Annotated in this window: 21 protein-coding genes and 5 pseudogenes; 10 read left to right on the top strand and 16 right to left on the bottom strand. The window is 69.9% G+C overall.

Going from position 1 to position 26,829, the window contains the following annotated elements; genetic code table 11:
• Window positions 1-54: 54 nt before the first annotated feature.
• Together KUM49_RS30335 and KUM49_RS30340 are read right to left on the bottom strand one after the other, a co-directional pair.
• A complete protein-coding gene (locus KUM49_RS30335; protein WP_217240165.1) occupies window positions 55-1,536 on the bottom strand; it encodes a ricin-type beta-trefoil lectin domain protein in 1,482 nt (493 codons plus the stop codon).
• 426 nt (window positions 1,537-1,962) lie between these two features.
• On the bottom strand, window positions 1,963-2,994 hold the full coding sequence (locus tag KUM49_RS30340) for a LysR family transcriptional regulator (RefSeq protein ID WP_217240220.1): 1,032 nt from the start codon (window positions 2,992-2,994) through the stop codon (window positions 1,963-1,965).
• A gap of 94 nt (window positions 2,995-3,088) precedes the next feature.
• Here KUM49_RS30340 and KUM49_RS30345 point away from each other — a divergent pair, with 94 nt between their 5' ends.
• Window positions 3,089-4,246 (top strand): nuclear transport factor 2 family protein, encoded by a 1,158-nt coding sequence (locus KUM49_RS30345; protein WP_217240166.1) that lies wholly within the window; start codon window positions 3,089-3,091, stop codon window positions 4,244-4,246.
• Between the two features lie 181 nt (window positions 4,247-4,427).
• On the opposite strand, the gene KUM49_RS50330 is transcribed toward KUM49_RS30345, so the two are convergent.
• Window positions 4,428-5,234 carry a VCBS repeat-containing protein gene (locus tag KUM49_RS50330; protein ID WP_308406809.1) on the bottom strand — a complete coding sequence of 269 codons (807 nt, stop codon included), beginning with the start codon at window positions 5,232-5,234 and terminating at the stop codon, window positions 4,428-4,430.
• A gap of 86 nt (window positions 5,235-5,320) precedes the next feature.
• Window positions 5,321-6,379, bottom strand: coding sequence for a serine protease (locus KUM49_RS50335; RefSeq protein WP_308406802.1), 1,059 nt, complete (start codon window positions 6,377-6,379; stop codon window positions 5,321-5,323).
• Window positions 6,380-6,616: 237 nt separating this feature from the next.
• Between KUM49_RS50335 and KUM49_RS30355 the strand changes: the two are divergent.
• A pseudogene (locus KUM49_RS30355) lies at window positions 6,617-6,739 on the top strand (IS5/IS1182 family transposase); the annotation flags it as partial.
• A 220-nt stretch (window positions 6,740-6,959) separates the two neighbouring features.
• Here the strand turns inward: KUM49_RS30355 and KUM49_RS30360 are convergent.
• Complete coding sequence (locus KUM49_RS30360) at window positions 6,960-9,347, bottom strand: PQQ-binding-like beta-propeller repeat protein (RefSeq protein ID WP_217240167.1); 2,388 nt, start codon at window positions 9,345-9,347, stop codon at window positions 6,960-6,962.
• A 668-nt stretch (window positions 9,348-10,015) separates the two neighbouring features.
• Complete coding sequence (locus tag KUM49_RS30365) at window positions 10,016-10,423, bottom strand: hypothetical protein (protein ID WP_217240168.1); 408 nt, start codon at window positions 10,421-10,423, stop codon at window positions 10,016-10,018.
• Window positions 10,424-10,665: 242 nt separating this feature from the next.
• On the opposite strand from KUM49_RS30365, the gene KUM49_RS30370 reads away from it, so the two are divergent.
• Window positions 10,666-11,817, top strand: a complete 1,152-nt coding sequence (locus tag KUM49_RS30370) for a sensor histidine kinase (protein WP_217240169.1) — start codon at window positions 10,666-10,668, stop codon at window positions 11,815-11,817.
• Entirely contained in the window at window positions 11,814-12,470 is a 657-nt protein-coding gene (locus KUM49_RS30375; protein ID WP_217240170.1) for a response regulator transcription factor, read from the top strand. Before KUM49_RS30370 ends, KUM49_RS30375 begins: the two co-directional genes overlap by 4 nt.
• 68 nt (window positions 12,471-12,538) lie before the next feature.
• Here the strand turns inward: KUM49_RS30375 and KUM49_RS30380 are convergent, their stop codons facing one another.
• Window positions 12,539-14,080: a TIGR03086 family metal-binding protein gene (locus KUM49_RS30380; protein WP_308406804.1), complete on the bottom strand. Its 1,542-nt coding sequence runs from the start codon at window positions 14,078-14,080 to the stop codon at window positions 12,539-12,541.
• Window positions 14,081-14,265: 185 nt separating this feature from the next.
• On the opposite strand from KUM49_RS30380, the gene KUM49_RS30385 reads away from it, so the two are divergent.
• Window positions 14,266-14,673, top strand: a complete 408-nt coding sequence (locus tag KUM49_RS30385; RefSeq protein WP_254402024.1) for a HEAT repeat domain-containing protein — start codon at window positions 14,266-14,268, stop codon at window positions 14,671-14,673.
• A 39-nt stretch (window positions 14,674-14,712) separates the two neighbouring features.
• Here KUM49_RS30385 and KUM49_RS50810 read toward each other — a convergent pair.
• Both KUM49_RS50810 and KUM49_RS30390 read right to left on the bottom strand, forming a co-directional pair.
• A pseudogene (locus KUM49_RS50810) lies at window positions 14,713-14,846 on the bottom strand (IS110 family transposase); the annotation flags it as partial.
• A gap of 81 nt (window positions 14,847-14,927) precedes the next feature.
• Entirely contained in the window at window positions 14,928-15,725 is a 798-nt protein-coding gene (locus tag KUM49_RS30390; RefSeq protein WP_217240172.1) for an SDR family NAD(P)-dependent oxidoreductase, read from the bottom strand.
• 59 nt (window positions 15,726-15,784) lie between these two features.
• Between KUM49_RS30390 and KUM49_RS30395 the strand changes: the two genes are divergently transcribed.
• The gene (locus KUM49_RS30395; RefSeq protein WP_217240173.1) at window positions 15,785-16,165 is read left to right on the top strand and encodes a MerR family transcriptional regulator; all 381 of its coding nucleotides are present in this window, start codon (window positions 15,785-15,787) and stop codon (window positions 16,163-16,165) included.
• Between the two features lie 102 nt (window positions 16,166-16,267).
• Here KUM49_RS30395 and KUM49_RS30400 read toward each other — a convergent pair whose 3' ends face one another.
• Window positions 16,268-16,966, bottom strand: a complete 699-nt coding sequence (locus KUM49_RS30400; RefSeq protein ID WP_217240174.1) for a restriction endonuclease — start codon at window positions 16,964-16,966, stop codon at window positions 16,268-16,270.
• Between the two features lie 570 nt (window positions 16,967-17,536).
• Between KUM49_RS30400 and KUM49_RS48745 the strand changes: the two are divergent.
• Together KUM49_RS48745 and KUM49_RS30405 are read left to right on the top strand one after the other, a co-directional pair.
• Window positions 17,537-17,652 (top strand): annotated as a pseudogene (locus KUM49_RS48745) (PadR family transcriptional regulator); the annotation flags it as partial.
• Window positions 17,653-17,666: 14 nt separating this feature from the next.
• On the top strand, window positions 17,667-18,485 hold the full coding sequence (locus KUM49_RS30405) for an SGNH/GDSL hydrolase family protein (RefSeq protein ID WP_217240175.1): 819 nt from the start codon (window positions 17,667-17,669) through the stop codon (window positions 18,483-18,485).
• 109 nt (window positions 18,486-18,594) lie between these two features.
• Here the strand turns inward: KUM49_RS30405 and KUM49_RS30410 are convergent, their stop codons facing one another.
• Window positions 18,595-19,908 carry a helix-turn-helix transcriptional regulator gene (locus tag KUM49_RS30410; RefSeq protein WP_217240176.1) on the bottom strand — a complete coding sequence of 438 codons (1,314 nt, stop codon included), beginning with the start codon at window positions 19,906-19,908 and terminating at the stop codon, window positions 18,595-18,597.
• Window positions 19,909-20,351: 443 nt separating this feature from the next.
• On the opposite strand from KUM49_RS30410, the gene KUM49_RS30415 reads away from it, so the two are divergent.
• The gene (locus KUM49_RS30415; protein ID WP_217240177.1) at window positions 20,352-20,876 is read left to right on the top strand and encodes a hypothetical protein; all 525 of its coding nucleotides are present in this window, start codon (window positions 20,352-20,354) and stop codon (window positions 20,874-20,876) included.
• Window positions 20,877-21,058: 182 nt separating this feature from the next.
• Window positions 21,059-21,271 (top strand): annotated as a pseudogene (locus tag KUM49_RS50815) (aldo/keto reductase); the annotation flags it as partial.
• Window positions 21,272-21,448: 177 nt separating this feature from the next.
• Here KUM49_RS50815 and KUM49_RS30420 read toward each other — a convergent pair.
• From KUM49_RS30420 to KUM49_RS30440, 5 genes and pseudogenes are all read right to left on the bottom strand, one after another.
• A pseudogene (locus KUM49_RS30420) lies at window positions 21,449-21,964 on the bottom strand (enoyl-CoA hydratase/isomerase family protein); the annotation flags it as partial.
• Between the two features lie 37 nt (window positions 21,965-22,001).
• The gene (locus tag KUM49_RS30425; protein WP_217240178.1) at window positions 22,002-22,871 is read right to left on the bottom strand and encodes a dioxygenase; all 870 of its coding nucleotides are present in this window, start codon (window positions 22,869-22,871) and stop codon (window positions 22,002-22,004) included.
• Window positions 22,868-23,983 carry a maleylacetate reductase gene (locus KUM49_RS30430; protein ID WP_217240179.1) on the bottom strand — a complete coding sequence of 372 codons (1,116 nt, stop codon included), beginning with the start codon at window positions 23,981-23,983 and terminating at the stop codon, window positions 22,868-22,870. The genes KUM49_RS30425 and KUM49_RS30430 overlap by 4 nt, the downstream gene beginning before the upstream one ends.
• Window positions 23,980-25,272 carry an MFS transporter gene (locus tag KUM49_RS30435; RefSeq protein WP_217240180.1) on the bottom strand — a complete coding sequence of 431 codons (1,293 nt, stop codon included), beginning with the start codon at window positions 25,270-25,272 and terminating at the stop codon, window positions 23,980-23,982. The genes KUM49_RS30430 and KUM49_RS30435 overlap by 4 nt, the downstream gene beginning before the upstream one ends.
• Entirely contained in the window at window positions 25,269-26,819 is a 1,551-nt protein-coding gene (locus KUM49_RS30440; protein WP_217240181.1) for a bifunctional 3-(3-hydroxy-phenyl)propionate/3-hydroxycinnamic acid hydroxylase, read from the bottom strand. Before KUM49_RS30440 ends, KUM49_RS30435 begins: the two co-directional genes overlap by 4 nt.
• Between the last annotated feature and the right edge of the window lie 10 nt (window positions 26,820-26,829).

Here is a 26,829-nt window from a genome sequence, read left to right on the forward strand (position 1 = left end):
CGGGCCCGTGCGGCTCGGATCAGTGGTCGAGGTCGAGGCGAACAGGTGCCGGCGTCAGCTTCTGGTCCACTGCTGGTTGCTGCTTCCGTTGCAGAACCAGACATCGACCGCCGTGCCGTTGCCGGTGCCGCCTCCGGCCGCGTCCAGGCAGAGCTCCGGGTTCGCGACGCTGGTCACCGTGAGGTCCGCGTTCACGTTCCACTGTTGCGCCGCCGCGCCGGTGCAGTCGTCGATGACCACGGGGTCTCCCGCCGTGGCTCCGGTGCCTCCCACCGTCATGCACTTGTTGCCGTAGACCGTGAGTTGCTTCTCCGCGTTCCAGTTCCAGGACTGGTTGCCGCCGTCGTTGCAGTCCCAGAGGTCGAGTTGGGTGCCGTTGGTCGTGCTGAAGCCGGGCACGTCGACGCAGCGGTTGGAGCCCACTCCCCGCAGGACCTCGCCGGGAGGCGCGGGCGGCAGGTCGTTGACGGGCGGGGTCGTGCCGAAGCCGTAGCCCCAGCGCAGCTGCGCGACTCCGCTGGCGTTGTTGTCCACCAGGTTGCCCTCGGAGTCCAGCGACTCGATCGAGTAGGCGTCGCCGAACCTCAGCCCCGGCCAGTACACCAGCCCCATCCCCTTGCTACGGGCGGTGTTGGTGACGGCCGCGAGATACGACGTGTAGATGTTGCCGTCCCAGGCGCCGTAGTTCAGACCGGTGGTCATCGGGGAGCCGGCCTCGTCGATGATGGTCCGGCCGGCGTACTCGCCGATCCGGGCTTCGAGGTCGGCGACCCAGTCCGCCTGCTGGGTGTGGCTGGCCCAGAAGCCGTAGAAGTGCAGCGACAGCAGCGTTCCCCGCAGTGCGCGGGCAGCGCCGACACCGGTGACGTTGTCGTTGTAGCCGGTACCGCTGATCACGACACGGCCGCGCGGGACATCCTTGTGCTGGGCCAGCCAACCGCTGGTGACGGACACCCACTGGTCCAGGGTGTAGCCGTGCGGCTCGTTCATGGGCTCGAAGTACACCCGCGGGTTGTGCTTGTACTCCCGCACCACGGTGTTCCACATCGTCTTCCAGGCGGCCGTGTCGTCGACCAGGCCGTCCTTGCTGGTGTTGGCCTCCCAGTAGCTGACGATGACCTTGTCACCGTAGGCCGTGGCCGCGTCGATCGTCGCCCGGTACGACTTCCACCAGTTGGTGCCCACGCTTGCCGGGTTGATCGGCAGTCGCAGCGTGTTGGCGCCCAGATTCTTCTTGAACCCGCGCACCATCTGACCCGTGGTGCGGTACACGGTGCGGTAGTCGTCGGTCACCGACAGCCCGCTGGGCACCACGGCGTCACTGGCGTAGTTGTCCCGCGGGTCTGCCCAGTTCACCCCGCGGAAGTCACTGGTACCGCCCTTCGTCGCAGGCTTCACCGGCGTGTACGAGGCTGACGTCTCGGCGGCCGACTGGGCGAGGGCGGGGGCGGGGGCGGTCAGGAACATGAGTGTCGCGCCGAAGCCGGCCATGAGCACACTGGCCAGTCTTCTCGACCTCGTCCGGGTCTTGGGCATGTCGTCTCCAGTGACGGGAATCGCGGAGGGCGGGGTTCGTCACCTGAGCCGAGGCAGAGATGAACCAGGGTCTGGATCAGACACCCGGACCCGTGTGAACCGCCAATGGTTACGTAACCATGGCCCGGACACTGGCACGACGCCCGCCCTGGTGACAAGACTTGTGACGCTTCCGAAATGCGCCAGACTCTTTCCACGGGAACCGGAGCGACCCATGCCCCGGTGGAGTCGAGGGCGGCTGTTCGGCAGGCCGTCGGCGGGCCAACGTGCTTTCCGAACACTGGGAGAACGACTCGGAGTCCTTTCTGGCTGATTGCCATCGCGGGTTCGTGCGGGACTCGGCCCGTCACAGGCGGGCAACCGACTATCTCCTCGGGGCTTGTGCATCAGAGGGATGGCCAGGAAGTGGCGGGTGCTGCTCGCCCGTCACGTATCCACCGCAGGGCGAGACTGGCTGGACTTTTCCTGGCGGCGGAGTTTGTCGTGGGGCGTTGCCGTGTTGCCATCGTGAAGTGCCGACGCAGCGGCGTGGGCGTCCGTCTCGGTCGGCGGGTGAGCGGCCTGGGCCGGACGGGCCGAGGCGAAGGCGGTGGCGAGCTGGGCGAGCAGGGGCGCTGCGGAGGGGTGGGGGTGGCGACGTGGTGTGATCGCGTAGATGCCGCGGGTCGGGGGATCGACGAGGTCCACTGTGGTCACGTCGGTCCGCAGCGCGCATGTCAGTACCCCGGGTATCAGCGCGATGGCGTGGCCGGTCGCGACCAGGGCCAGCTTGCCGAGCAGATCAGCCGCGGTGAGATCGATACGGGCGCTGACTCCGGCGCGGGCGGCATGCTGGCGCAGGAGCGCCGCCGAGCCGTCGTTGTCCTCGACCCAGGTCTGGTCGGCCAGCGTTTGCATGTGCACGGGGCCGTGCCCGGCCTGTGGATGACCGACGGGCAGGACGACGACCATGTCGTCAAGGCCGAGGAACCGTCGGTCGATCCGCGGGTCATTGGGGAGCCCCGGGGGCGCATCGGTGACGACAGCGAGGTCGAGATCGCCGCCGACCACGCGGCTGTGCAGGTGTGCGCTCAGGCCGGGCAGCAGGCTCCACCGGAGGGATGCGGTTCGCTCCAGCAGGCTCCGGATGGCTTCAGGGACGATCCCTGCGGCAAGAGAGGGCGTGGCACCGACGGCCAGGGGTCGATTGGATGCCCCGTCACCGGCCTCTCGTGCGGCGCGAACTGCGCGGTCGGCTTCGTTGAGCGTGGCCAGGGCGTGGCTCCGGAACACCACGCCGGCATGCGTCGGACGCACCCCGCGCGCATGGCGCTCCATCAGAGCCACGCCGAGCTGCCGCTCCAGTCCCGCGATCTGTCGGGAGACGGCCGACTGCGTGTGGTTGAGCTCGGCGGCCGCCGCCGACAGCGACCCGAGTCGGCACACGGTCACGAAGGTCCGCCACACAGTCAATTCCACAGCACCAGTATCCCGGCCGGTATGCGAGCACCGCAGGTCTGGCCTGCGAAATCTGCGCTTGTCGCAACCACCACGGTGCACCACTCTGGCCCGCATGACCACACCGCACACGATCACCGTCCTCGGCCTGGGACGCATGGGCGACGCGATCGCGACGCGCCTCGCTGCCCAGGGCTGGGACGTCGTCGGCTGGACACGCTCCGGGCGCACATCAGACGCCGTCAAGAGGGCCGACGATCCACACGAGGCAGTGGTGGAGGCGGACTTCGTACTCCTGGCGTTGTTCGACGGCCCGGCCTGCCGGCAGGTCATCGACGACGTCCGTGACTCGCTGCGACCGGACACGATCGTGCTGAACACCAGCACCATCGCCCCCGCCGAAGCGTCGTATCTGGCCCGGCAACTCGGCCCGTCCTACGTCCACGCGCCCGTGCTCGGCTCAACTCCGGCTGCCGCCGCCGGTGCCCTGCAGATTCTCGCCGCCGCCGACCAGGACGCGCTCGATCGAGTCCGACCGGTTCTGGACACCCTCGGCACCGTGCGGCGCGTCGACGACGCCTCCACCGCAGCCGCTCTCAAGCTGATCGCCAACAGCAGCCTCGCCGGCGCGGTCCTCGCGCTGCGCGATGCACTGCGGCAAGCCGACGCCCTCGGCCTGCCCCGTGCCCAGGTGCTGGACGTTCTCGAACTCGGCCAGCTCGGCGGGCTCGTGGCCCGCAAACGGCCCTTCCTCGTCGGCCAACCCACCGCCGACACGGCCGAATTCACGATCGGTGCGTTGATCAAGGACATGACTCTGCTGGCCGCCGCGTCGAACACCCCCCTGCGCAGCGCAGCCGACCTGGCGGACACCACTGCCGACCCTGAAGCCGACATCGCCGCTGCCGCCACGGTCCCCGCCGTGGAGGACACCGTGCTCGAACCGCTCCGCGCCTACATCCGCGGACACGCCACCGGCGACCCCGCCCACTTCCGCGACGCGTTCCTGCCCACCGCCCACATCGAGGGAATCCGGGAGGGTGCATTCGTCTCGTGGCGCCTGGACGCATACTGCGCTCTCTTCCAGGACCGGCCGGCCCTGGATGAACCGACCCGCTCCCGCCGCATCGACGCCATCGACGTCCACGGCACCGTCGCGACCGCAACCATGACGCTCTCGCACGGCGCGGACACCTTCACCGACGTCTTCCTGCTGGTCCGCGTCGACGACGGTTGGCGCATCGCCAACAAGGCCTACCACCGGCACTCCTGATAGGGCGGGAAGCCTCCGGTGACGCAGCCGACGACGATGTCGCCAGAGTGCTGGATTCTGCGGAGCGCGCGCCGCCGGGCTCGGACCCGGTCTTCCGGGCCGATCCCGACGAACTCGCGGAGCTTGAACAACTCGGCTGACCCACCCGATTACCCCGAGGGAGCCCGGCTCAGCTGCGGGTTCAGCCCCAGATGTCGTACTGCTGGAAGCCGGTGCCGACCGCGATCGGGGTGGCGAAGATTTCGGTGGTCGCCTTCCCGGTGCCCTTGTAGAGGTAGAGCGTGCCGCCGGGGGTGCGGGCCAGGAAGTCGGCCTTGCCGTCGCCGCTGATGTCGCCGACCGCGTCGAAGGCGTTGTAGCCGGTCCAGGCGCTGCGCACCTTGATCCTGGAGGAGAAGGCCTCGGAGCCGGCCTTGCCGGTGCCCTTGTACAGGTACAGGTCGCCGGTGCTGGACTGGCGGGCGAGCAGGTCGGCTTTGCCGTCACCGGTGAGGTCGCCGTGGCCGCGCACGGAGTTGTACTGGTTCCAGCCGGTGCGGACCGAGAAGCGGGAGCCCAAGGTGCCGTTGCCCTTGCCCGGGTAGATCCACAGTGTCCCGCTGGAGTCCACCGAGAGGATGTCGGGCAGGTAGTCGCCGGTGACGTCGCCCGGCGCGATGATCCTGGTGCGGGTCTTCCAGCCGGTGAAGATCTTCGTGTCGGTCCACGAACCGTTCGTGCGGGCGCTGTTGAGCACGAAATGCTTCCAGTACACGTCACCGGTGGAGCTGACCCGGTCGATCAAGTCCTGGTAGCCGTCCCGGTTGAGGTCTGTCTGGAGGACCAGGTTGGCGCCGCCCCAGTTGCCCCAGGAGGCGCGGGCACCGAATGAGCTGCCGTTGGAGTCCTTCTCGTAGCCGGTCTTCGTGGAGGAGTTCCGGACGAAGATGTCGGCCTTGCCGTCGGCCTTGCTGTTGAAGGTGCTCAGGTTCGTGTCGTCGATCTGCATCTGCCGCGCTGCCGTTTCCACAACGGCATCCGCCTCACCGACGCGCAGATCGGCACGGATCTGCTGCTCAACCAGTCGATCGTCCATTAGGCGGATCCGACGTAGGCACTCACCTTGGTGAAGACGCTGTGGTAGCCCTTCGCCACACAGTCGTTGTAATAGCCGAAGGACGCCACGCCGGCGATCCTGCCGCCCACCACGAGCGGGCCGCCGAAGTCACCGTCGCACATCGCGCTGGTACCGGTGTCGCTTCCGCTCTGGGTGCCCGCGCAGACCATGCTTCCCGCGACGAAGGCGGAATCGTAGACGCCGGAGCAGGTGCTGTCGGACTGCAGGGTCAGGGTGGCCGTCCGCAGCGTCTGGGAGGTGTCCTGGCTGGTGGAGCTGGTACGGCCCCAGCCGTAGACCTTGGCCTGGGTGCCGGCGGCGTACGAGCCGGTGTCGCCGTGGCCGACCATGCGGATCGGCGTGGCCTTGACCGGGACGGCCAGGGTGAGCAGGCCGAGGTCGCTCGCGTTCCTCCCCGTCTCCTTGTCCACGGGGTCGTATCCCGGCTGCCACCACTGGCGCAGCACGGCCGTGGCCTGCCCACCGTGCAGGTCCGTGGTGCCGGTGGAGCTGGTGGTGGGCAACTGGTCGGTACCCGTGACGACGGCGCCGTGGGCCTGCCAGTTGTAGTTCCTGTTGTCGTTCCTGAGGCAGTGGGCGGCGGTGAGGATCTTCGTCGGCGCCACGACCGCGCCGCCGCAGAAGAGGTCCACGTCGTCGCTGGTGTCGCTGGTGTTCCTGTCGTCGTGGTACCAGAGCTGGGCCATCCACGGGGCCGTGCTGATGGTGGTCTCGCTGCCACCGATGATCATCGGTTCGACGCCCGCCGTGTTCGGGGCGGAGCTCGGCGACGCCTCCCTGGTCGTCTGATCCGCGGTCTCCTTGTCGGCGAGGGCGCCCGCGATGCGCTTCTCCAGGATGGAGAGCGAGGGCGAGCCGATGGCCGGCTTGACCGTCGGGGTCGGCACGGCGGTGGCCGCACCGGCGGAGGAGGTCATCATCACGGCGGCGACGGTCGCGGCGACACCGGCGGCGGCGACGGGCAGGGCGATGCGTATCCGGCGTCTGCGACGGCCGCCGGACGGTGTCGTGGTCAAGGGAGTCCCCCAGAGGAGCGTGAGACGGAAGGGGCGCGAGGGCGTCCCTCCCTGTCAGCGCCCCGAAGCCGACCTCCGTCACTGATGACGGAGGTCGGCTTCAAAGGCTCGGCGAGCCGAGCCGACCGTGCCATGTCCGGACGCCGGCCCGATGGGTGACGGCACCGGTCTGGCTCCCTCCGGGCGACGGCCAGTTACCGACACGTGCACGGTCAACCACGCGGGCTCCGCGGCTGGGCACCGGTGGAGCGGGCTGAGGTCCGTCTGAAAGCCTGGCGGATCTTCCGTAGGTCCCGGTGCAGCCCGAATCGGGTGTCGTCAATCGCCACGACGGTACTCACCCTGACGCGGCAACGCTGAAAGAGCTCAGTGGCTCCAGGCGCCCGGTCGCGCGCTCCTGTTCAGGACGAACGCTCGCGCCTCTCGATGTCGTCCCGCACGAGCGACAGGTCGGCTCGTCGGGGTTTCACCGGCACTGCAAGTCCTCGTTCCGGTAGTGCACGTTGTACTGGAAGTACGCGTAGTACAGGTGGAACGGGTAGTACGGGTGCGATACGGCTGTCCGGGGCCCGGTCGGTCCTCAGGTGACGGTCAGTCCGTAGGTCCGGTCGAAGTGCTGGGCCACGAGGTGTCCGGCCCCGTCGCAGGAGAGCTGCCAGTCGTTGACGCCGGTCTCGCGGCCGTCGGTGAAGTTCCACAGCAGACGGCCGGAGGCGGCGCCGATCGCGTAGAAGCCGTTCCTGTTCTCGAAGGCCGGCACGTGGACGGCGTCCGCCCCCACCGCGATCGGGTGGTCGACGTTGAGGCGGGGGGTCTCGCAGAACCAGCGCCGGGCGCCGGTCGCCGCGTTGAAGGCGTGGACGCCGTAGGGATCGGTGCCCGTGGCGTAGACCGTGTTGCCGCCCGTCCCGAGGGAGGCGAACATGCCGCGTTCCGCCTTCGCCTTCCAGCGGAGCTTTCCGGTGGCGAGGTCCAGGGCGATGACCTCGGAGCCGATGGCGAAGACGGTTGCGCCGAGCACCGCCAGACCCGGCCGCAGGTCGTAGCCCACCGGGTACCGCCAGCGCAGGCCACCGGTGTCGCGGGTGCTGCGGACCGTGACGTTGCGCAGCCCGTCGGCGTAGACGAAGTAGTCGGAAGTGATGACGGGCTTGAGGGACACGCCGACGTCCGCGGGGTCGATCGGGATGACGACGGCCCGGCGGGCCTTGAGGTCGACGCCGAAGACCGCGCTGGTGGAGGTCGCGACGCCCTCCTCCTCTGACCGGCGGTCCAGCTTGGCGCCGAGGACCGAGACGACGTAGCCGTCGTATCCACCGAGGAGTTGATCGAACTGGAAGTTCCGGCCGAAGTCGAGGGTGAACTTCTCGGCGCCGCCGGCCAGGTCGACGCCGATCAGAGTCGCACCGGTGCCGAGGGCGACCGCGGCGTCGTTGGCCAGCAGGACGGGGCTGGGCGAGAGGCTGATGCCCTGGTAGACCCATTCGGGCTGGGAGCCGTTCCTCAGGTCGAGGCAGATCATGTTGCCCGGGCGGCTCTTGAGCAGGGCCGTGCCGTCGTTGAAGACGGCCGGGGTCTGGAGCAGCGGGCCGCCGCGGTAGACCCAGGTCGGTTCGGGGGCGGGGCCGGGCCGACGCGCCCGCTGCCCGCTGGTTCTTCCTCTGACGACGAGGGCGGTGCCACCGGCGAGGGCCGCGCCCGCGGTCGCGGCGAGGAGGGTGCGCCGGCCGACACGGGAGCGTTCGGGGGTACGGCGGTGCGCGGGTGCGGCGGAACGGTCCGTCGCGGGTTGCGCCGGCTCCGCCGATTCGGCCGCGGCCGCCGGGGGTCTCCGCTCCGGCGGCTCGGCCGTGGGCGGCGCTCCACCGGTGGATCCGGTTCCACCGGCGGTGCGGTTGTCGGCGTCCCCGGCCGGGAGGACGTGGTCCGGGTCCGCCGCCGCGCTGTTTCCGCCGTCGGTCCCGTGCGACGACGGTCCCACCGGCAGCCGGCCCGACCCGTATCGGCCGGACGCGGTGGGAGCCCCGGCGCCCGCTGCGTCGGCCGCGGGTCGTGCGGACGTCAGGGTCCGCGCGAGGCGGTCGAGATCCGTCGCGGCCGCCCGGCGGTCGTCGATCATGGTGAGCACCCGCGCGGGCAGCCAGCCCTCCGTCAGCACCTGTTCGGCACCGCCGGGCGCGCAGGCCGCAGAGAGTCGGTCGGGGTCGATACGAAGGGACGGATCCTTGGCGTGACAGAGGCTGATGATCTTGTCCAGTGGCTCGGGCACCAGGGTCAGATCGGCCGAACCGTGGACCACCTGGTAGAGCAGGGTGGCCGCGGCGGCCCCGTTGAACGGCGCGTGTCCCGACGCCGCGAACGCCAGCACCGAGCCGAGACAGAAGACGTCTCCCTCCGGTCCCACCGGATGGCCGGTGGCCTGTTCGGGACAGACGTAGTCGAGCGAGCCGAACAGGCCGCTGGAGCCGGTGAGCTGGTAGCCGTCCCGGGCCCGGACGATGCCGAAGTCGATGACGCGCGGACCGTCCTCGGCGAGCAGTACGTTGGACGGCTTGAGGTCGCGGTGCACCAGCCCCTCGGCGTGCACCGCGATCAGCGCCTCGGCGATGCCCGCGCCCAGCGCGAGGACCGTCTCCACCGGCAGCGGCCCGTGTGCGGCGACCGCCTCGGCCAGGGTGGGGCCGGGTACGTAGGCGGTGGCGAGCCATGGCGTCTCGTCGTCCGGCGCGGCGTCCACCACGGACGCCGTGTACATGCCGCCTACCGCCGCTGCGGCCGCCACCTCGCGCCGAAAGCGGATCCGGAAGTTCTTGTCCTCGGCCATCTCAGGACGGATGACCTTGACCGCGACGGCGCGGCCGGCTGACGAGGTGGCCAGATAGACGCGGCCCATCCCGCCTGCTCCAAGACGGGCCACCGGACGGTAGGGCCCTAGCTGCTCGGGATCTTCTGGGTGCAGTGGTTGCATACCCTCGGCCGCCTGTTCTCGGTGGTACGGGCGGGAGTCCCGCCCACGCCGCGGGGGAAGGCCCTGTGGGGGGCTGGCAGCAGACTAGAGGTTTGAACGGCACATGGAAGTGCTTGTCGGCAACCGTCGCCGCCCCCTCGGACGAAGAGGTTCCGCCCTACTCGTGTGCGACGACGCCGATATGACGCCGTGTCAGAGATCGGGTGACACGTGCACGTCCTGCGGGAACAGTGCGCCAGGAGCAACACGCGGGAAACAATTGCAGGATGCAACCACCGACCTGGCGGAAGACCTCCGATGTGCCGAAGGTCACCCCGCGTTCTCCCTGTTCTCGCTCACGCTTCCGCCCGCGCTCACTCGCCCGTTTCGGCGACGTCATCGTGGAAAGCATCGGGAGCTGAGGTGCTGCCCCCGTTCCGGGGCCCGTCACAAAACGGCCGGCTTGAGATCCAGTGGCGATCTGGACGAAGACCGCCGAGGAGCCCTCCGCCGCCGCGTCAGCGGTGGCGGAGGGCGGTCTGTCAGCGAGGTTGCTGGATCCTGGTCTCTACTCCGGGCGATCCGCGCGTCGGAGGTCGGACTCGGTCTGAGCACGACCAGTCACGACACACGACACACGAGTCGCCGGAGCGGACGGACAACACCTCGCCGCACCTCCGGCGGAGCGCTCAGCACTGGTAGAAGGTGATCTGTCCGTCACCGTTCTCGTCCACCGAGGTGCCCTGCAGATTGGCGTCCGAGGTCCAGCCGTCGAGCTGGGATCCAGCGAGCCGGACATGCCACCACACGTTGCCGTACGCGTTTTTTGTCCAGCAGTGGAGGTAGACCGTGCTGCCTGCCGAAACCCATCCCCAGGTGCCGCACCCGGACTCGTAGGGTCCGTCCGTGAGGTTGACTCCCCACTTCATCGTCGCGCGTCCCTCGCCGTTGGCGGTGGGCCTCCAGCCGCATTCCCCCTGGGCGGCGGCGTGCGCGGCCGGCGCGATCGCGGCGCTGGCACCGAACAGCATGACGGCCGCGAGAAGCGCGTTGGTGAGGGATCGAATCGGGCCACGTTCCAGGACAGCTCTCGGCATGGTACAGCTCCTTCTCTCAAGGCATGCGGGGGTCCGGGAGACCTCGACAGCGGGTCGATCGCCGATGGTCGGTGGACGCCGGACTTTGTGATCCAGAACGTACGGTCCGCGGTGAACGACCCGCGTCCCACGGAGGGTTGAACCCTCGCGCAGACTGGTGCGGTAGCCGCCCGGTTCCTGCAACTTCCGCGGTACCGCGCAAGGTTGACGCCCATCAGGCAGGCAGGCCTTACGCTGCTGCGATGCGGATCCGCCCCCTCGCCGTCGACACGATGATCGTGGCGGCGCTGACCGGCGTGGCCTTACTGCTGGGGCCGGAGGCCGCGCGCCAGGGGCAGAATCCGCTCGACGCGACCGCCTACGCGCTGGTCGTCCTGGTCCACCTGCCGCTCGTCCTCCGGGGCCGGGCTCCCGTCGTGGTCTGCTGTCTCGTGCACGCGACGTGGCTGGTGTACATCACCGCCGGCTACTGGCCCGTGGTGTGCAGCTTCGGCCCCATGCTCGCCGTCTACACCGTCGCCTCCCTGCTGGTGCCGCGCGTCTCCGTCCCCTGCGCCGCGCTGATGGGCGGGGTCTGGATCTACGCGGGTGCGGTGAACCACACCGACTCCTGGGCTTCCGTCGCCGGACAAGCCGTGGTCTACCCGGCGATGCTGTGGCGGTTCGGCGTCCTTGCCCGCCGCTCGACCGAGCTGGCCCGGCAGTTGCACCGGGAACAGGCCGAGCGGGCCCGGCGTGAGGTGGCCGAGGAACGTGGCCGGATCGCCCGCGAACTGCACGACGTCGTCGCCCATCACATGTCCGTGATCTCCGTGCAGACCGGTCTTGCCCGGTTCGTCTTCGACACCGACCGCCAGACCACGCGTACCGCGCTCGACACCATAGAAGCCACCGGCAAGGAGGCCCTCGAAGAGCTGCGCCGCATGCTCATGCTGCTGCGCGCGTCCGACGACGGTGCCCCCGCCGGCCCGATGCCGAGCCTGGCCCGCCTCAGCGAGATGACCGACCGCGTCCGCGCCGGCGGGACCCGGGTCGCCCTGGCTGTCGAGGGCATCGAGCGCCCACTGGCCCCCGGCGTGGAACTGTGCGCCTACCGGGTGGTGCAGGAGGCCCTCACCAACGTCCTCAAGCACGCGCCGGGAGCGAGTGCGCAGGTACGGCTGAGGTATGAACCGCACCAGGTGACGGTTTCGGTCACGGACGACGGAGAGGGGGTGATTCCAGACAGAGTACGAACCGGCGGCGGACACGGCTTGCCTGGCATGCGGGAGCGGGCCAAGCTCTACGGCGGGCAGATCAACATCGGTCCGCAGGACCAAGGTGGCTTCGCCGTGCGGCTGATCCTGCCGACCTCCGCGCGGGCCGCACAGCAGGGGGACGACGCCACCACATGACCAGAGTGCTCGTCGTGGACGACCAGTTCCTCATCCGGGCGGGCCTGGTGGGGCTGCTGCGTGCCGCACCCGGCATCGAGGTGGTCGGCGAGGCGAGCGACGGCGCGGAGGGCGTGCTCCTGGCCGCCCGGACCGCCCCCGAGGTGATCCTGATGGATGTCCGGATGCCCGGCATGAACGGCATCGAGGCCACCGAACGCATCCTCGCCCGCGCCGACGACCCCCCGCCCCGGATCCTGATGCTGACCACCTTCGACCTCGACGAGTACGTGTACGGGGCGCTGCGCGCCGGAGCCTGCGGGTTCCTCCTCAAGGACTCCGGGCCGGAACGGCTGCTCGCCGCCGTGGCCGCGATCGCCGGTGGGGACGCACTCTTCGCGCCCAGCGTCACCCGCCGCCTGGTGGAGGCGTACGCCCGACAGACCGCGTGCGAACAGCCCTCCAACCTGGACGCGTTGACATCCCGCGAACGGGAGGTCCTGGAACTGATCGCACGCGGGCTGTCCAATCTGGAGATCGCTGAGCGCCTCTACATCAGCGAGGCGACCGTCAAGACCCACCTCAACCGCACGATGACCAAACTGGACCTGGACAGCAGGGCACAGGCCGTGGTGGTGGCTTACGAATCGGGGTTGGTGATCCCAGGACACTGAAGGCGGGTCTCCCACAGGTGAAACCCTCACAGCCTGTCACCGACACCAACTGACAACTCCGTTGTCCATCAACAGTGCGGGATGCGACGACCGAGGAATGCAGCCACGTGGTCGAGGGCCGGGGCGTGTTCGGGTGAGGGCTGCGCTGAGGCGATGGATCCGCCGGCGGTGCGGGGCAGGTCGCCGTAGATCTCCCGGACGACTGGTAGAGCGGCGCGCGCGATGTCGGGTTCCAGGTCGCGGTCGTGGCCGAGCGCGGTCGCGAGGTCCCAGCCGTGCACGAGCAGCTCGACGAGGAGCTGCTCGACCACGCGACGGCCGGGTGCCGGGCCGAAAGAGCGGTTCAGCAGGTCCGGTTGCCGGAAGGCGTCGCGAGCTCTGGCGGCGGCGGTCTCGAAGGCGGCGACGTGGTTGTCGCCGAGGTGGTCCTCGGTGTGGCCGTCGGTGGGGGGCGTGCCCTGGGCCAGGCCGCCCCAGATGATGTTCTCCCACACCAGATGGTTGAGCAGATCCCGTACCGTCCAGTCTTCGCAGGGGGTCGGCAGGCCGAACCGGTCCGGCGCCGTTGCGCGCACAAGTGTGCCGACGGTGTCCTGGACGCGGGTGAAAGCGTCCAGGACACCGCCCGGCCAGGGGTCGGTGTCGTCCGTGTAGAGGATTTCGAGCCGGGCGTTGCGCGCGCCGGGCGCGGGGTTGGCACGCAGCGCGGTGGTCAGCCACTGTCCTTCCTCGGCGATCCCGGCGGGTGCGGGGCGGCCGCCGAGAACGCACAGCAGTTGCCAGAAGCGCTCGACGGCGGGCTCGGCGGCCGCGGTGAGCTGGGCGTGCAGGAGGGTGCGTGCCGCGGCGCCGTCGGAGGTCACGGCGGGGGCGGCGGTGTTCGCGCGGCTGAGCAGCCAGGCGGCGACGATGTCCGCGACGACTTGGTCGGCAGCCGGGGAGTCCGCTGCCGTGCCGGCCTGCATCGCCGTGCGGACGCGTGCGGTCCAGGTGTCGGTGAGGGCGCGCATTTCCTCCGCCACGGCGGAGTCCTGCGCTCCCTGGCCATGACGGGCGGCGTACTCCGCGATACGACGCATGGCGGGACGCAGCTCCCCGCCGGCGACCAGCTCGCCCAGCTCCAGCCACGCTTCAACCTGCTCATCGGTGGGATCTTCCGGAAGGTCGGAGCCGGCCGTGAGGAGCCCTTCGCGGAAGTGGGGCACATCCAGATCGCCAAGCGTGTCGGTGAGGAAATCGTGGACCTGCTTGCGACGTTCATCGGGGGACATGTGGGCGGTACGGGTCATGAGAGCGAGTCCTTCATGGGTGGTGCGACGTGTGACGGTGCGCAGGACGGCCTGGTGGGTCCGCAGGCGGCGGATCTGTGCCTCCAGCGCCTCGACGTGCGCGGCCGCGACCTCCGAGAGCCCGTCCTCGCGGTCCAGGGCGGCCCGGATTTCACCGAGCCCAAGCCCCAGGTCCCGCAGAGTTCGGGCCAGGTGCAGCCGGGCCACGCCGGCGGTGTCGTAGCGGCGGTAGCCGCCGGCGGTCCGGCCGACCGGCGCCACGACGCCCACATCCGACCAGTGCCTGACCACTTTCACCGGCAGACCAACCTGCCGGGCCACGGCCCCGATGCTCCACGTAGGCCGCGACGTGTCGTCCATGCGCATGTGCTCCACCTTCGACTCTCCCTTCGTAGGAGAGTCAAGCAGCCCCCCAACCCTGTCGGAGTAGGTGTTAGGGCGCGTGGGCGGCTTCGGTCCCGGCTCGGTCTATGTCGATGGCATGAGACTGTCTTGTCGTGTCGGAGATGATGAGTGGGTTGGAGGCGGCCTTGGCCGGGGCCTCGTCTCCCTCGTGGTCGCACCGTGTTCGTGCAGGGCATGACCTTGCTTCCTTCGCTGATGTTCCCGAGGCTGCGGAAGCGTTGGTGGGGCTGCTGCTGGACGGTGAGGACACGGCGGTGACCCGGCAGACGGCAGAGGCTCTGGCCCGGGTGGGGACGGTGGCCTCAGTAAGGCTCATCGCTCTCGTGGTTGCCGACGCTGACGACGGCCAGGCCGACTGGATGCAGACCGGGGTGCAGGACGCGCTCGCGAGAAAGGACGGTGTGCTGGAGGTCGCGGCGGTCTGCGGGCAGCTCGTCCGGGACCCCGAGGAAGCGGTCCGCCGGGGTGCCGCGGAGATCTCGGCGTGGACAGACGACACAGGATGTTGATGTGGGTCGAGCTGTCCGTGGGCATGGTTCATGCGGCTGTCACCGGGGGACGCGGGGTTCGCAGAAGGCGCCGTCGCGGAGCATGGCGAACAGCACGCTGCTGCGGTGGCGGCCAGACGGAGAAGAGCTCGCGTGTGGGTATTCATGTCCTCCTGCGACCGGCTGAGCGGATCACAGGAGGACCGGCTGCGGTCTGCACACGTTCGCTTCGGCGCAGCGGAGTCAGTCCGAGGCCGCCTACCGGGTGGGGTCGGTCATTCGCCGAGGCCCTGCCCGAAACCGCCGTCCACGGGCAGTTCCAGGCCGGTGGTGAAGGTGGCCTCGACGGCCAGGTACAGCGCGGCTGCTGCGACCTCCTCCACGGTGCCTCCTCGGCCCATCGGTGTGGAGGCGTTGCCCTGTTCGATGAACTCGGTCCGCTGCTCGTCGGTCAGTTCGGCGACGCCCATGGTGGGGGTGAGGATGAAGCCGGGGGCGATCGCGTTGACGCGGATCTTCCGGGGGAGCAGCTCGGCGGCGAGCACCTTGGTGAAGGCGGCGACGGCCTCCTTCGCCCCGGAGTAGGCGCTGAGACCGGGGAAGATGCGGTCGTTGGAGACCGGGGTGAACACGATCGAGCCGCCCTCGGACACCAGCGGCGCCAGCCGCTGCACGGTGAAGAAGGCACCCTTTGCGTTGACGTTGAAGATGCGGTCCCACGATTCCTCAGTGACCTCTTCGAGCGTCTGGAACTCGGCGATGCCCTGATTGACGAACAGGTAGTCGATGTGGCCCAAGCGTTCGGCGACCTGATCGCCGAGGGCGGCGATGGCGACGGCGTCAGTGACATCAGAGCGCACCGGGTGGGCCAGCGGAGTGTCGAGCGCCGCCTGGGCCTCGGCGAGTCGATGGTCGCTGCGCCCGGTGTACATCACTTCGGCGCCGCGGTCGGTCAAGGCCTGGACGATGGCCCGGCCCATGCCCAGGGTGCCGCCGGTAACGACAGCTTTCTTACCCGCCAGGGACTTCGGATCGATGGTCGGTGACTGCTGGGTGCTGAGGTTCGTTGCCATGGCGGCTACGCTAAACCTTGACGTTGATGTCAGAGTCAAACCTCTGTGCCGGGAGTCACATGTTCATCGGCGAGCTGTCGAAGCGCACGAGCGTCAGCACCAGGAGCCTTCGGTACTACGAGCAGCAAGGGTTGCTGCGACCGCAGCGGCGAGTCAGCGGCTATCGAGAGTTCGACGAACCCGATGTGGCCACCGTGCGCCGGATCCGGATCCTGCTCGAGGCCGGGCTGAACACCGACCTGATCCGTGAGGTGCTGCCCTGCATGGCCGACGAGGGAGCCATCCTGGCGCCAACCTGCGAGGAAATGGCCCAGGACCTCAAGCACGAACGCGAGCGCCTGAGCCGCTCCATCGAACAACTCCAGGCCGCCCACACCATGCTCAGCTCGATCATCCACGCAGGCGATGCGATCACCGCCCGGGTCGGCCGCAACGGATAGGGACGCGAACTCCGCAGCGGACGCGTCCACAACCGCCGCGTCACCATCTGAACCGACTGTGCTGCCCCCGGCGTTGCCCCGACAGGCCCGCTTGCCTCCTCTTCAGCTCAGCGGAGTTGGCCGTCGGGGTGGCGGGAGTGCCCGCAAGAGCTCCCACAGGGGGCGTGAGCCCGATGCCCACACAGCCAACGTCTGGCGGTCCACCACATGCAGCCGCTGCTGTGCGGCGAAGGCGACAGCCGGCGCGGTCACCCGCCCATTGGTCACGATGACGGCGACGTCCGCACCGTGGACTTGCCTGGCCGTGCCGTTGAGGACCTGTAGATCCGGCGTACCCACAGCTGAACCGCGGGCACCGTTGCGGCGGTGTTTGCACTGGATCACCCAACGCCGCCCGAACGGGTCCGTTGCCTTCACATCCGCCCCCAGGTCCCCGCGACCACCGACGCGTTCAGCGTCCCGACAGCCGTCCCGGCGCATCAGGTCCCGTACCGCATTCTCGAACCGAGAATGGTGCAGGGCGTCCAGCTGCTGCAGACCGTAGCGCAGGGCCTGCGCACGAACGGCTTCCCACCGGGCCTGCTGCCGCCGGCTGTAGAACCAGCCGATGCCCGCCAGCAGGGCGAGCACCCCGGCGATGACGAGCAGCCACCAGTGCGCCAGCAGCCAGTTCACCACCCCCACGATCAGGCTGGTCAGCACGACCGCCCCGACCGCCAGGCCGGTCAGTTGCGCCTGTGCCTGTTGCTGCCGCCTGCTCCGCCGGCCAGGGCGCCGCCGGGTCGAGTGCCGTCGCGTCACAGGGCACCGTCCTCACGCACCCACGGAATCGGATACGACACCCCGGGCCGCGGTCGCGGCACCTTGCCGGCCCGTGTGTCGAACGTGACCGGATACTGCATCGTCGACGGCGTCCGCGGGCTGGTCCCTGCCCCCGAGGCCACACCACCGCTGCCCACGACCACGACTGCCAACCCGCCCCCGGCTAAGATCCCCGTCTCCCGGCGCGCACTCGGAGCCCACCGTGGGTACCCCCGTACCAGCGTGGCGTCCGCGCGCACGTAACCCCTGACCCAAGGCAACGTCTGCCTCCCCCTCGGCGATGTGATCCCCGCACAACCGTCCATCGTTGCAGCAGACACTGACAACGGGTCAGCACATCACCGCGCACTGTAATCACGCCAGAGGGGAACAGGCCAGTGCAACGACCTCGCCGAGCTGCTGAAGCGCCTCACGCAGCGCGGCGCCGCATGCGGGAGCAGCCGGCGCAGCGGAACGGGAAGGTACACGAAACGCGTACTCAAGGATATGATTAGTCACTTTCTTGGGTATGATGCAGGGGCGGTCGAGGAGAGGGAGGGGGCTGCTTCGATGGCCTTGCGACATGCCGTGCCGGCGGCGCTGTTGGACGGCGAGTACAGCGGATATCACTGGCGAAGGCGTTCGACATCGGCGTCGCGAGCTTCTGGCACGCCCTGCCCCAGCAGTAGGCGGACGACTCATGCCGAACGGTGAATACTCGCGCTACGTCGCGCTGGGCGACAGCCAGACCGAAGGGCTGGGCGACGGAGACGACACCGTCGGCCTACGCGGCTTCGCCGACCGGTTCGCCGAGCACCTCGCAGCCGTCAACCCCGGTCTCAGGTATGCCAATCTGGCCGTACGAGGACATACAGCGGGCCAGGTCCGCGCGGAACAGTTGGGGCCTGCCCTGGCCCTTCGCCCCGACCTGGCCACCGTCGTCGCCGGGGTCAACGACCTGCTCCGGCCCCGGTTCAACGCCGCAGAGGTGGCCGGCGACCTGGAAGAGATGTTCGCCGCGCTCACGGGTGCCGGGACCCATGTGGTGACACTGACCTTCCCCGACATCGGGAAGATCGCGCCCATCGCCCGGCCCATCAGGTCCCGCGTGTTCGACCTCAACAGCTGCATCCGCGCTGCGGCCGCCCGACACGGAGTCGCGGTTGCCGAAACCAGCCGACCGTCCGTCACCACCGACCCACGGCTGTGGACCGCAGACCGACTCCACGCCAGCCCACTCGGCCACGAACGCATCGCCGCAGCCCTCGCACACGCCATCCACCTGCCCGGCAGCGACGACCAGTGGACGCTCCCCCTCCCGCCACAGAGGGTTCCCACGGGCTGGCAAGCCGCAGGAGCCGAACTGCGCTGGGCGGCCGCATACCTCGGTCCCTGGCTCGGACGCCGTCTGCGCGGTCAGTCCTCCGGCGACGGACGCACCGCGAAACGCCTCCAACTCCTGCCGGTGAGTGCCACGCCCGACTCCGCGGCGGACAAAGGTCAACCAGAACCTGCGTAGCGACAGGGTCGGCCCCGGGCGGTCTCCTCTCGAACCGCCGGCGCTGTGCAGTCGTTCACGAACGCAGGCGCCGCGGATGTCCTGCCACTTGATCCGCCGGGCAGGCTTCCTAGCTGTCGTACGGGACCCAGGCACGCCCGCCTGCGTCGTTCGTGCCGTACCAGTAGTGCGGCATTCCCTTGACGCTGGTGGTGCGGAACGGGCGGCCGTCGTCGTCGATGCGGATCGTGCCGGTCCGGCCCTGGGAGGACCAGTCGAGTTCGAGGTACCAGCGGGCGTCGTAGGTCTGTGTCGTCGCGGCGACCAGTAGCACTTCCGGGTCCTGGGCGGAGACGAGGTAAGGGAAGTGCACGGCCGGGATGGTGTGTCCGCTGTCGGCGCCGTCCTTCGGGCGGGCGATGGGGCGGTCGGCGTCGAGGTTCACGGTGAAACGGCGGGGCGTGAGGTCGCTGCCGCAGCCCTGGTCCATGGCGTACGCGCTCCCGGCGGCCGGGTTGCCGCGGCTGACGATGCGGACGCGGAGCGCCTTCAAGACCACGGCCGTGGACGACCGTCCCTGTACCGAGATCTGCACTCTCGTCTGCCGCCCGTGCAGCGCGCCCTGCGTCGCCGCCCACGCCCCGGCGTCCTGCTCCACCGGCGGCGAAGGCACCTGCGTGGGCGGCTTGTCGATGACGTAGTCGTGGTCGCAGCCCTTGTCCCAGACCAGGGAGTCGGTGCTCCAGGTGAAGGGCAGACCGGTGGTCGGCTTCGCAGCCGAGGTGGCCGAGGTGGGAGCGCCGGCGGTGGCAGGCAGGGCGGGAGCCTGCGGTCGGGGGCTGGACGACATGGCGCTGCCGGAAGGGGAAGGGGAACCGGTGGCCGACGGCTTCGCCGATCGGTGGAGTGCGCCGGCGTCCGCCTCGGAGGAGTGGTCGTCCGACAGGGCGGCCGTGCTGCCGAGAGTGGCGAGCAGCGCACAGGCGATGGCGGTGGATACCAGAACACGTCGGCGGCGGTACCAGGGGCGGGGAGCGAGGGAGGGAGCAGGCCCGTCCGGGCCGGGATCGTCTCCGTGCTGCTCCGCGGAGCCGGCTTCCTCTATGCGTTCCGCGTCTCCGTCCCCGTTCCCGTTCGTATCTCCGTCTCCGTCCGGCGCCGCAACCGTCGCCTCCGGCGAACCGGCCGTACGCGTCCGCTGACGAGCCGCCGCCGCCGACAACCACAGTCGGTGCAGCTCGAGCCGTTCCTGCGGTGTCGCCTCGCAGAAGGCCGCGAGCCGCTCAACGGGGGCGAAGTCCTGAGGCACCGCCTCGCCCGCGCAGTACCGGTACAGCGTGGAGGTGTTCATGTTGAGGCGGCGGGCCAGGGAGCCGTAGCTCCGGTCCGTGCGGTCCTTCAGCTCGCGCAGCAGGGCCGCGAACTCCTCTACATCGTCCCGCATCGCACCGTTCCTCCGCCGTCCGCCTGCGATCCCGTATTCCAGGCACTCATGTTCCTGCACGTCAGATGGGCTGGAATGGTTCCACCGTCGCCAAAGGGCCAGCGGTCGTTGTGCTGGACTCCGGTGACCGCCGATGCTCTTGGTGTCGCACCGACCACGGCGGCAGGGGCCAACCGGCGTTGGGCGACGTTCGACACGCGTCCACTGACGGTTGCTCCCATGGCCACCGCGTTTGATACGTCGTCACACACACTCACGATGCCGGTGCCGTACTCGTCGTAGAGGGCGGCCGGACCAGAACGACCGCCGTAGCAACAGCGTGACAACGACACTCCCCTGCGCCTGCGCATCGTGGCACCCGTGCGTCCGAGGCAGGGGCCTTCGGCACGGAAGCCGGAACCTGCCTGGCCCAACCATTTACGGATCAGAAAAGGAAGACACACATGAACAGGAACTCCTCCGCACACCGTCGTCCGGGCCGCCGCGCGGCTGTCGCTGCCGGCCTCCTCCTTGCTGTCGGGCTCGGTGTGTCGACACAGGTGTCGGCACAGGCGTCCGTCCCTGCCCCCGCGAAGGCGTCCACCGCCGCACCGCAGTCGGTCAGCGGCACGTCCGGGCATGTGGTGACCCGGGTCGCCGACTTCTACGGCGCGTACGTCGACGCGAAGGGCGATTACACGGACCCGGACGTCTCGCTGGCCACGGCGCTCCGCAAGCACTACCTGACGCCCGACTTCGCCAAGCGGCTGGCGGCCTGGGAGGAAAAGAACGGAGTGGACGGCGTCCTGCGTGCCCAGAACGTACCGGCGCGGTGGACGGTGACCGACAACGGCACCGTGGGTAACGGCCATGAAGTCATCGTCACCCTGGTCTTCGGCAGCGGGGAGACGACGCAGAAGACCAAGCTCTTCGTGCTGGTGGAGCGGTACAACCACATCGTCGACATCAACACCACGAGCGCCCGCTAACGGCGGAGCCGCGGAGCCACTCAGCCTGCCCTGTCCCTGGCTGCCGGGACAGGGCACTGGGTTGAAGACGCCCCCAGTGAGATCAGTTACCTCGCTGGAGGCGGTCGGCAGGGGCTGCACCGCCCTGGGAGGCGGACGGCGTCCTCGAGGCCGCCAGCGGGCCACGCACCCGGAGCGCCTCGATGCGGCAGCGCATCGCAGCACACCGCGACCAGCTCGAAGCGTATGAAGGGCTGTGCCGGGAGTTGGGCGCGAAGCCTGCGCACGCGCTGGCCTGGGCGCTGCACAACCCTGTCGTCTCCACCACGGTCACCGGAGCGACGACGAGCGAGCAACGGCGGACCAAACTCGGTGCACTGTCCGTGCAACTCGACGACGAGGTCATGGAACGCCTCGACCACATCTGGCCGGGCCGGGGGAAGCCCCGCAGGCGTATGCCTGGTGAAGCCGCCCCCGGGCCGACCGGCATCCCAGACCGCCCCGCTGTCGCTTCGCCGAGCTCTATGCGGTTGGGCAGCTGGGACGGCCCCGGCCCCGGTGGCGAGGCGGGGGGGCGGTCGGTGGGGCGCTGGTCAGCCGAGCGGGTTGGTGGTGTCGCGCAGGGTGGCCAGGGCCGGGGCGTACATGCGGGCCTTGATGGTGCCGAGGGTGTCGCCGGCCTTGTTCACCTGTGCCTGGGCGATCTCGATGGCGGTGGAGCGCACGGCCTCCTCGGTGACCGCATGGTCGATGATGCCGGCGGCCGCGGCGTCGGAGCCGCCGTAACGGCGGGCGGTGACCATGGCCACGTGTGCGGTCGGCGGGGTGAGCCGGGACTGGATGAGGGCGGCCATGCCCGGGGTGAAGGGGATGTTGATGTCTGCTTCGGGCAGACACCAGTAGCCGCGGTCGGCGCGCATCACGCGGAAGTCGTGGGCGAGGGAGAACATCGCGCCGGCGGCGAAGGTGTGCCCCTGCAGCGCGGCCACCGTGATGACGGGCAGCGCCAGCATCCGCGCGAACAGTTCGTGGACGGAGACGACGTAGGCGTGGTGCTGGTCGGCGTGGGCGAACAGCCAGTCCAGGTCGAGGCCGTTGGAGTGATCTTTGGTTGGAGAGCTGCCCCTGCTGGGTCTCTGGCCGGCCCTACTTCTTCCTGAGGACGATGTCGAAGCTTGCCGACGTCCACGACCCTTCCAGCTGACGGTTGTCGGGAGTCGGCGTACCCATCCGGTGGCGGTCGAAGGGGCGGATGAGGGACTCCTTCACGCCGAACACCGAGTCGCTGTCCAGACCGGGATCGCCCGCGACGAAGATGTGTGTGATGAGCGGGTGGAAGCCGGGTGCCGTCACCTTGAAGTGGAGGTGCGAGGCCCGCATCGGTGAGCGGCCGGCGTGCTGGAGGAGCAGGCCGACGGGGCCGTCGTCGGGGATCGGGTACGGCGTGGGCGTGAGCGCCCAGAACCGGTAGCCGCCCTCGGAGTCGGCGAACAGGTGCGCGCGTCCGGCGAGGGCAACGTCGTCGTACTGGACGTCGTACATGCCGTCGTCGTCGGCCTCCCACACCTCGATGCGGGCCCCGGGGACCGGGTTGCCGTCCGTGTCCGTGACCGTGCCGTCGACCCACGACGGCTCGCCCTTCGCGCCGCCCGCGATGTCCCCGCCGAGTTCGATCCCGGGGGAGTCCTGGACGAAGAAGGGGCCGAGGACCGTGGACTCCGTCGATTCCCCGAGGCCCGGTTCGTTCACCGCGACGGTGAGCATGGAAATGCCGAGGACATCAGAGAGAAGGACGAACTCCTGGCGGGTGTCGGTCGTGATGTGACCGGAAGCGGTCAGGAACTCGATCGCCGCGCCCCATTCGGCTTCGGTGAGCCGGGTCTCGCGCACGAAGGCGTGGGCGTGCCGCACGAGCGCCTGCATGACCTCGCGGAACCGTTCGTCCTTCGCGGTGTCGAAGCTCGCGACGACCTCGTCGGTGAGTTTCTGCTCAGTCGTCTCAGGCATCTCAGTCATCGGGGTTGCTCTTTCGTACTAGGGGCGGTGAGCGGGAGCGGTACCGGGGTGTCGCCCCGGTACGCGCGGCCCAGCAGCGCGCGCATCGCATCACGGGTGACCGGGCGCGGGTTGGAGTCCGGCACGTGGGCCATGACCAGGTCGGTGGCCCGGTCGAGTTCCTCCTCGACGAGTCCCAACTCACGTAGTGAGGACGGGGGTTGAAGCTGCGCGTAGAGGTCGAGCAACGCGCCGAAGGGGTCGGTGCGTTCGTCGAGCGCGGCTCCGAGGTGCCTGGCCGCCTCGGGCGCCGCTGCCAGGTTCAGGCCGACCACGTGCGGCAGGACCACCGAATGGAGGGCTGCGTGTTCGAGGTCGTACGCGCCCCCGAGGACGTGACACACCTTGTGGTGCAGCCCGGAACCGGCTCCCGCGAAAGCCACCGCGCCGAGGTAGGTGCCGAAGAGGATCTCGCGACGGGCCGCGACGTCCTGGCCGTCGGCGACGATGCGGGGGAGGGAGGACGCCAACGAGCGGACACCCTCCACGGCCAGCGCGGAGCTGATCGGATTGTGCCGGGGCGCCCACCACGCGTCGACGCAGTGGGCGAGGGCGTTGAGGCCCGACGTCACCGACAGCCTCGTCGGCAGCGACAGCATCAGTGTGGCGTCGTACACGACGACCCTGGGGAGCACCTTCGGGTCGACGCCGGTGCGCTTGTTGCCGTCCTCGGTGAGGCCCCAGACGGGGGTGGCCTCGGAACCGGCGTATGTCGTGGGGACGGCGAGGATCGGCAGCCCGGAGGTGAGCGCCGCCGCTTTGGCGGTGCCCGTCGTCGACCCTCCGCCGACGCTCAGCAGCAGGTCGGCCGCGTGCTCTTCGGCGGCGGCCCGCACGGCCCGCGCCACCTCGGCCGGCACGTGCGGCCGGACGCCGCCGAAGACCGCCACGACCGGGATCTCCTTGCAGATGTCCTCGGCCAGGGCCCGCTCCCCGTCGGCCGCGATCACCAGGACCCGGCTCGCGCCGAGTCCCGCGACCGCGGCCGCCACGTCCTTTCGAACCGTGCCCGAGCCGAAGACGACCCGCTGGCCCCAGGACTCGTAGACGACCGGCGAAGGGACGAAGGTCATGCCTTCACCGCTCGCGCCCGGGGTACGGCGCCCGCCGCGAACGCCCCGACGAGCGCGGGGACGGCGAAGGCGTAGAAGGCCCACTTGACGTCGGCGCCCGAGGTGAGGACGAACGCGCCCAGGGACGGGCCGGCGATCGCGCCGAAGCGGCCGATGGACAGGGCCCAGGCGAGGCCGTTGCCGCGCACGGCGTCCGGGTACCTGGTCACGATGAACGCGTTCCCGAGGATCTGGGAACCGATGAACCCGAACCCGCTGATGAACATGAGCACGAACATGACGGGTGTCGGCGGGCGGGTGCTCATCGCGATCAGGCTCACCGTGCCGACCAGGAACGCGACGACCACGACCCGCTTGGCGCCGAGCGCGTCCGCGACCCGGCCGCCGACGATGGCCCCGACACCGACGCCCAGCCACATCGCCGCCGTCTGCAGCAGCGCCGAGCCGAGGGAGAAGCCGGCGGCCTGCATGATGCTGGGCAGCCAGGTGCTGATGCCGAAGACGAGCAGGAGTCCGCAGAACGACATGGCCCAGAAGAGCAGGGTCGAGACCGCGAGGCCGCCCGTGAGCAGCGATCCGAGGCCGAGCATGCGGCCCGGGTCCGACGTCGGCGCGGCGTCCGACGGGGCGAGGCCGAGCTGCTCCTCCACCGCTCTCGCCTCGGCGGTGCGACCCGTGCGGTTGAGGTGGAACGGGCTCTCCGGGAGCCGGAGCACGAGCGGTATGGCCAGGAACACGGGGACCACGCCGATGACGTACAGCCAGCGGTACGAGACGTCGGGGAGCAGGGCGGTGCCGAGCAGGGGGGAGAGCAGGGCGCCGGCCGCGTAGCCGCTCATGACCAGGGTGACGTTGCGGCTGCGGCGGCCCGGCTTGCTGAGGTCGGCGACGTAGGCGTTGATCGTCGGCAGTACGACGCCGAGGCCGAGGCCGACGACGAGGCGTCCGGCGCCGAACGACGGGACGCCCCCGGCGAACGTGCAGACCGCCATCCCGAGTGAGAACACGGTGGTGCCGACGAGCAGGAGCCGGCGCGGGCCGGTGCGGTGGAGCAGGGCACCGGCGAGGGCGGCGCCCACCAGCATCCCGATGCCGACGAGGGAGCCGATGGTGCCGGCCTCGGCCTTGTCGATGCCGAGCGAGGGGTCGCCGAGGATCGCGGGGACGCTGACGCCGTACACGGCGAGGTCGTATCCCTCGAGGGACGCGACGACCCAGGCGGCGATCAGCATGAACGTGCTCGCGGACACTCTGCGGACCTGCGGACGGACGGCGGACTGTGTGGTCATGGCCGGATCCCTTCTCCAGCTGTGGCAGGAGCCTGTGCCGGCTCGACTGCTGTGGCGAGTGTGGTGAGAAGCGCCGGGACGTCCGAGAGGACGCCCGTGGTGCCGAAGATGTAGAAGTCGGGCCGCCACAGCACGGCTGCGCGGCCGGTCCCGTCGAACCAGCGTCCGTAGACGCCGCCGACATCGGTGATCCCCTCCGTGGTGAGGCGGCGGTCGGTGAGGTGGTGGACGGCCACGCCGAGGCGGGCGGCCGCTTCCGTGGTCGAGGCGTCGAGCGAGGCGCCGGCCCGGCCGTCGACGAGGAGCACGAATCCGCGCCCGAGGACCTCGTCGAAGAGCCCTTCGGTGCCGTGCGACTCCACCCGGCCCTGCGGCATCAGGTGCCCGGCCTGCGGGGACTCGTCGCGCAGGCCGGGGCCGAGGCCCGGGAAGCGCATCTTCTCGGGGCGCCCGTCCGCCTCGCGCAGTGCGATCAGCCGGGCGTCCCGCTCGGCGGCGGCCACCGGATCGCGCATGGTCTGCACCCGGCCCAGCTCGATGCCCTTGGCGATGATGGCCCGCACATGCGGCTCGCGTTCGCTCTGGTAGGTGTCGAGGAGTGCGTCGTCGGCGCCGCGCAGTACGGCGTCGAGTTTGAAGGCGATGTTCTGGGCGTCGCGGATGCCCGAGCACATGCCCTGTCCGAGGAACGGCGGCATCTGATGGGCCGCGTCACCGGCGAGCAGGACCCGGCCGCTGCGCCAGTGCTCCGCGACGAGCGAGCGGAACGTGTACGTGGCGACGCGGACGAGTTCGGCCTGCGAGCGGCCGATGTGGTCGGCGACCCGTGCCCACACCCGGTCGGGCTCCCGCTCGACGGGGAAGGAGTCCGCGGAGTCGAGCATGAAGCTGAACCGGTGGTGCCGGGGGCCGAGCGAGATGATCGACACGGGCTGCTTCGGGTCGCACACCTGACGGGCCTTGGGAATGTCGGTGGGGCCGGTCAGGCGGAAGTCGCAGACCATCCACGGCTCGGAGAACCCGTAGTCGTCCTGCCCTACGCCCAGCCAGGTGCGGGTGAAGCTGTTGCCGCCGTCGCAGGCGACGACGTACCGGGCCGAGACGGCCGTGTCGCTTCCCTCGACCTGGATGTCCACGCCGTGGTGCGTGTTCCGCAGGCCGTTGACCCGGGCGTCCATGCGGATCTCGACGTTCTCGAGGCCGCGGACCAGGCTGTCGAGGGTGTCCTCCAGGTAGGGCTGGTACATCATGTACCACTCCGCCCAGCCCTGGCCGCCGACGGCGGCGAAGTCGTGCTCGATGAGGAGCTCGCCCGCGCCGTTGCGCCACTCGTAGTTCCGCTGGACGTGCAGGGTGGGCAGCAGCTCGCGGGAGATGCCGAGGCGGTCGAAGGTCCGCATCGTCTCGTCGTCGAAGATGGCGGCGCGCGGAAGGTTGTACAGGGTGGGGTAGCGCTCCAGCACGACCACGTCGTGGCCTGCCTGACCGAGCAGCGCCGCGGTGGCCATGCCGACGGGCCCGTACCCGATGACGGCGACGTCGTACACGTGCGTTGCC

Origin of the sequence: Streptomyces sp. AC555_RSS877, assembly GCF_019049245.1 — a bacterium.
In the GTDB taxonomy this organism is placed as follows: Bacteria; Actinomycetota; Actinomycetes; order Streptomycetales; family Streptomycetaceae; genus Streptomyces.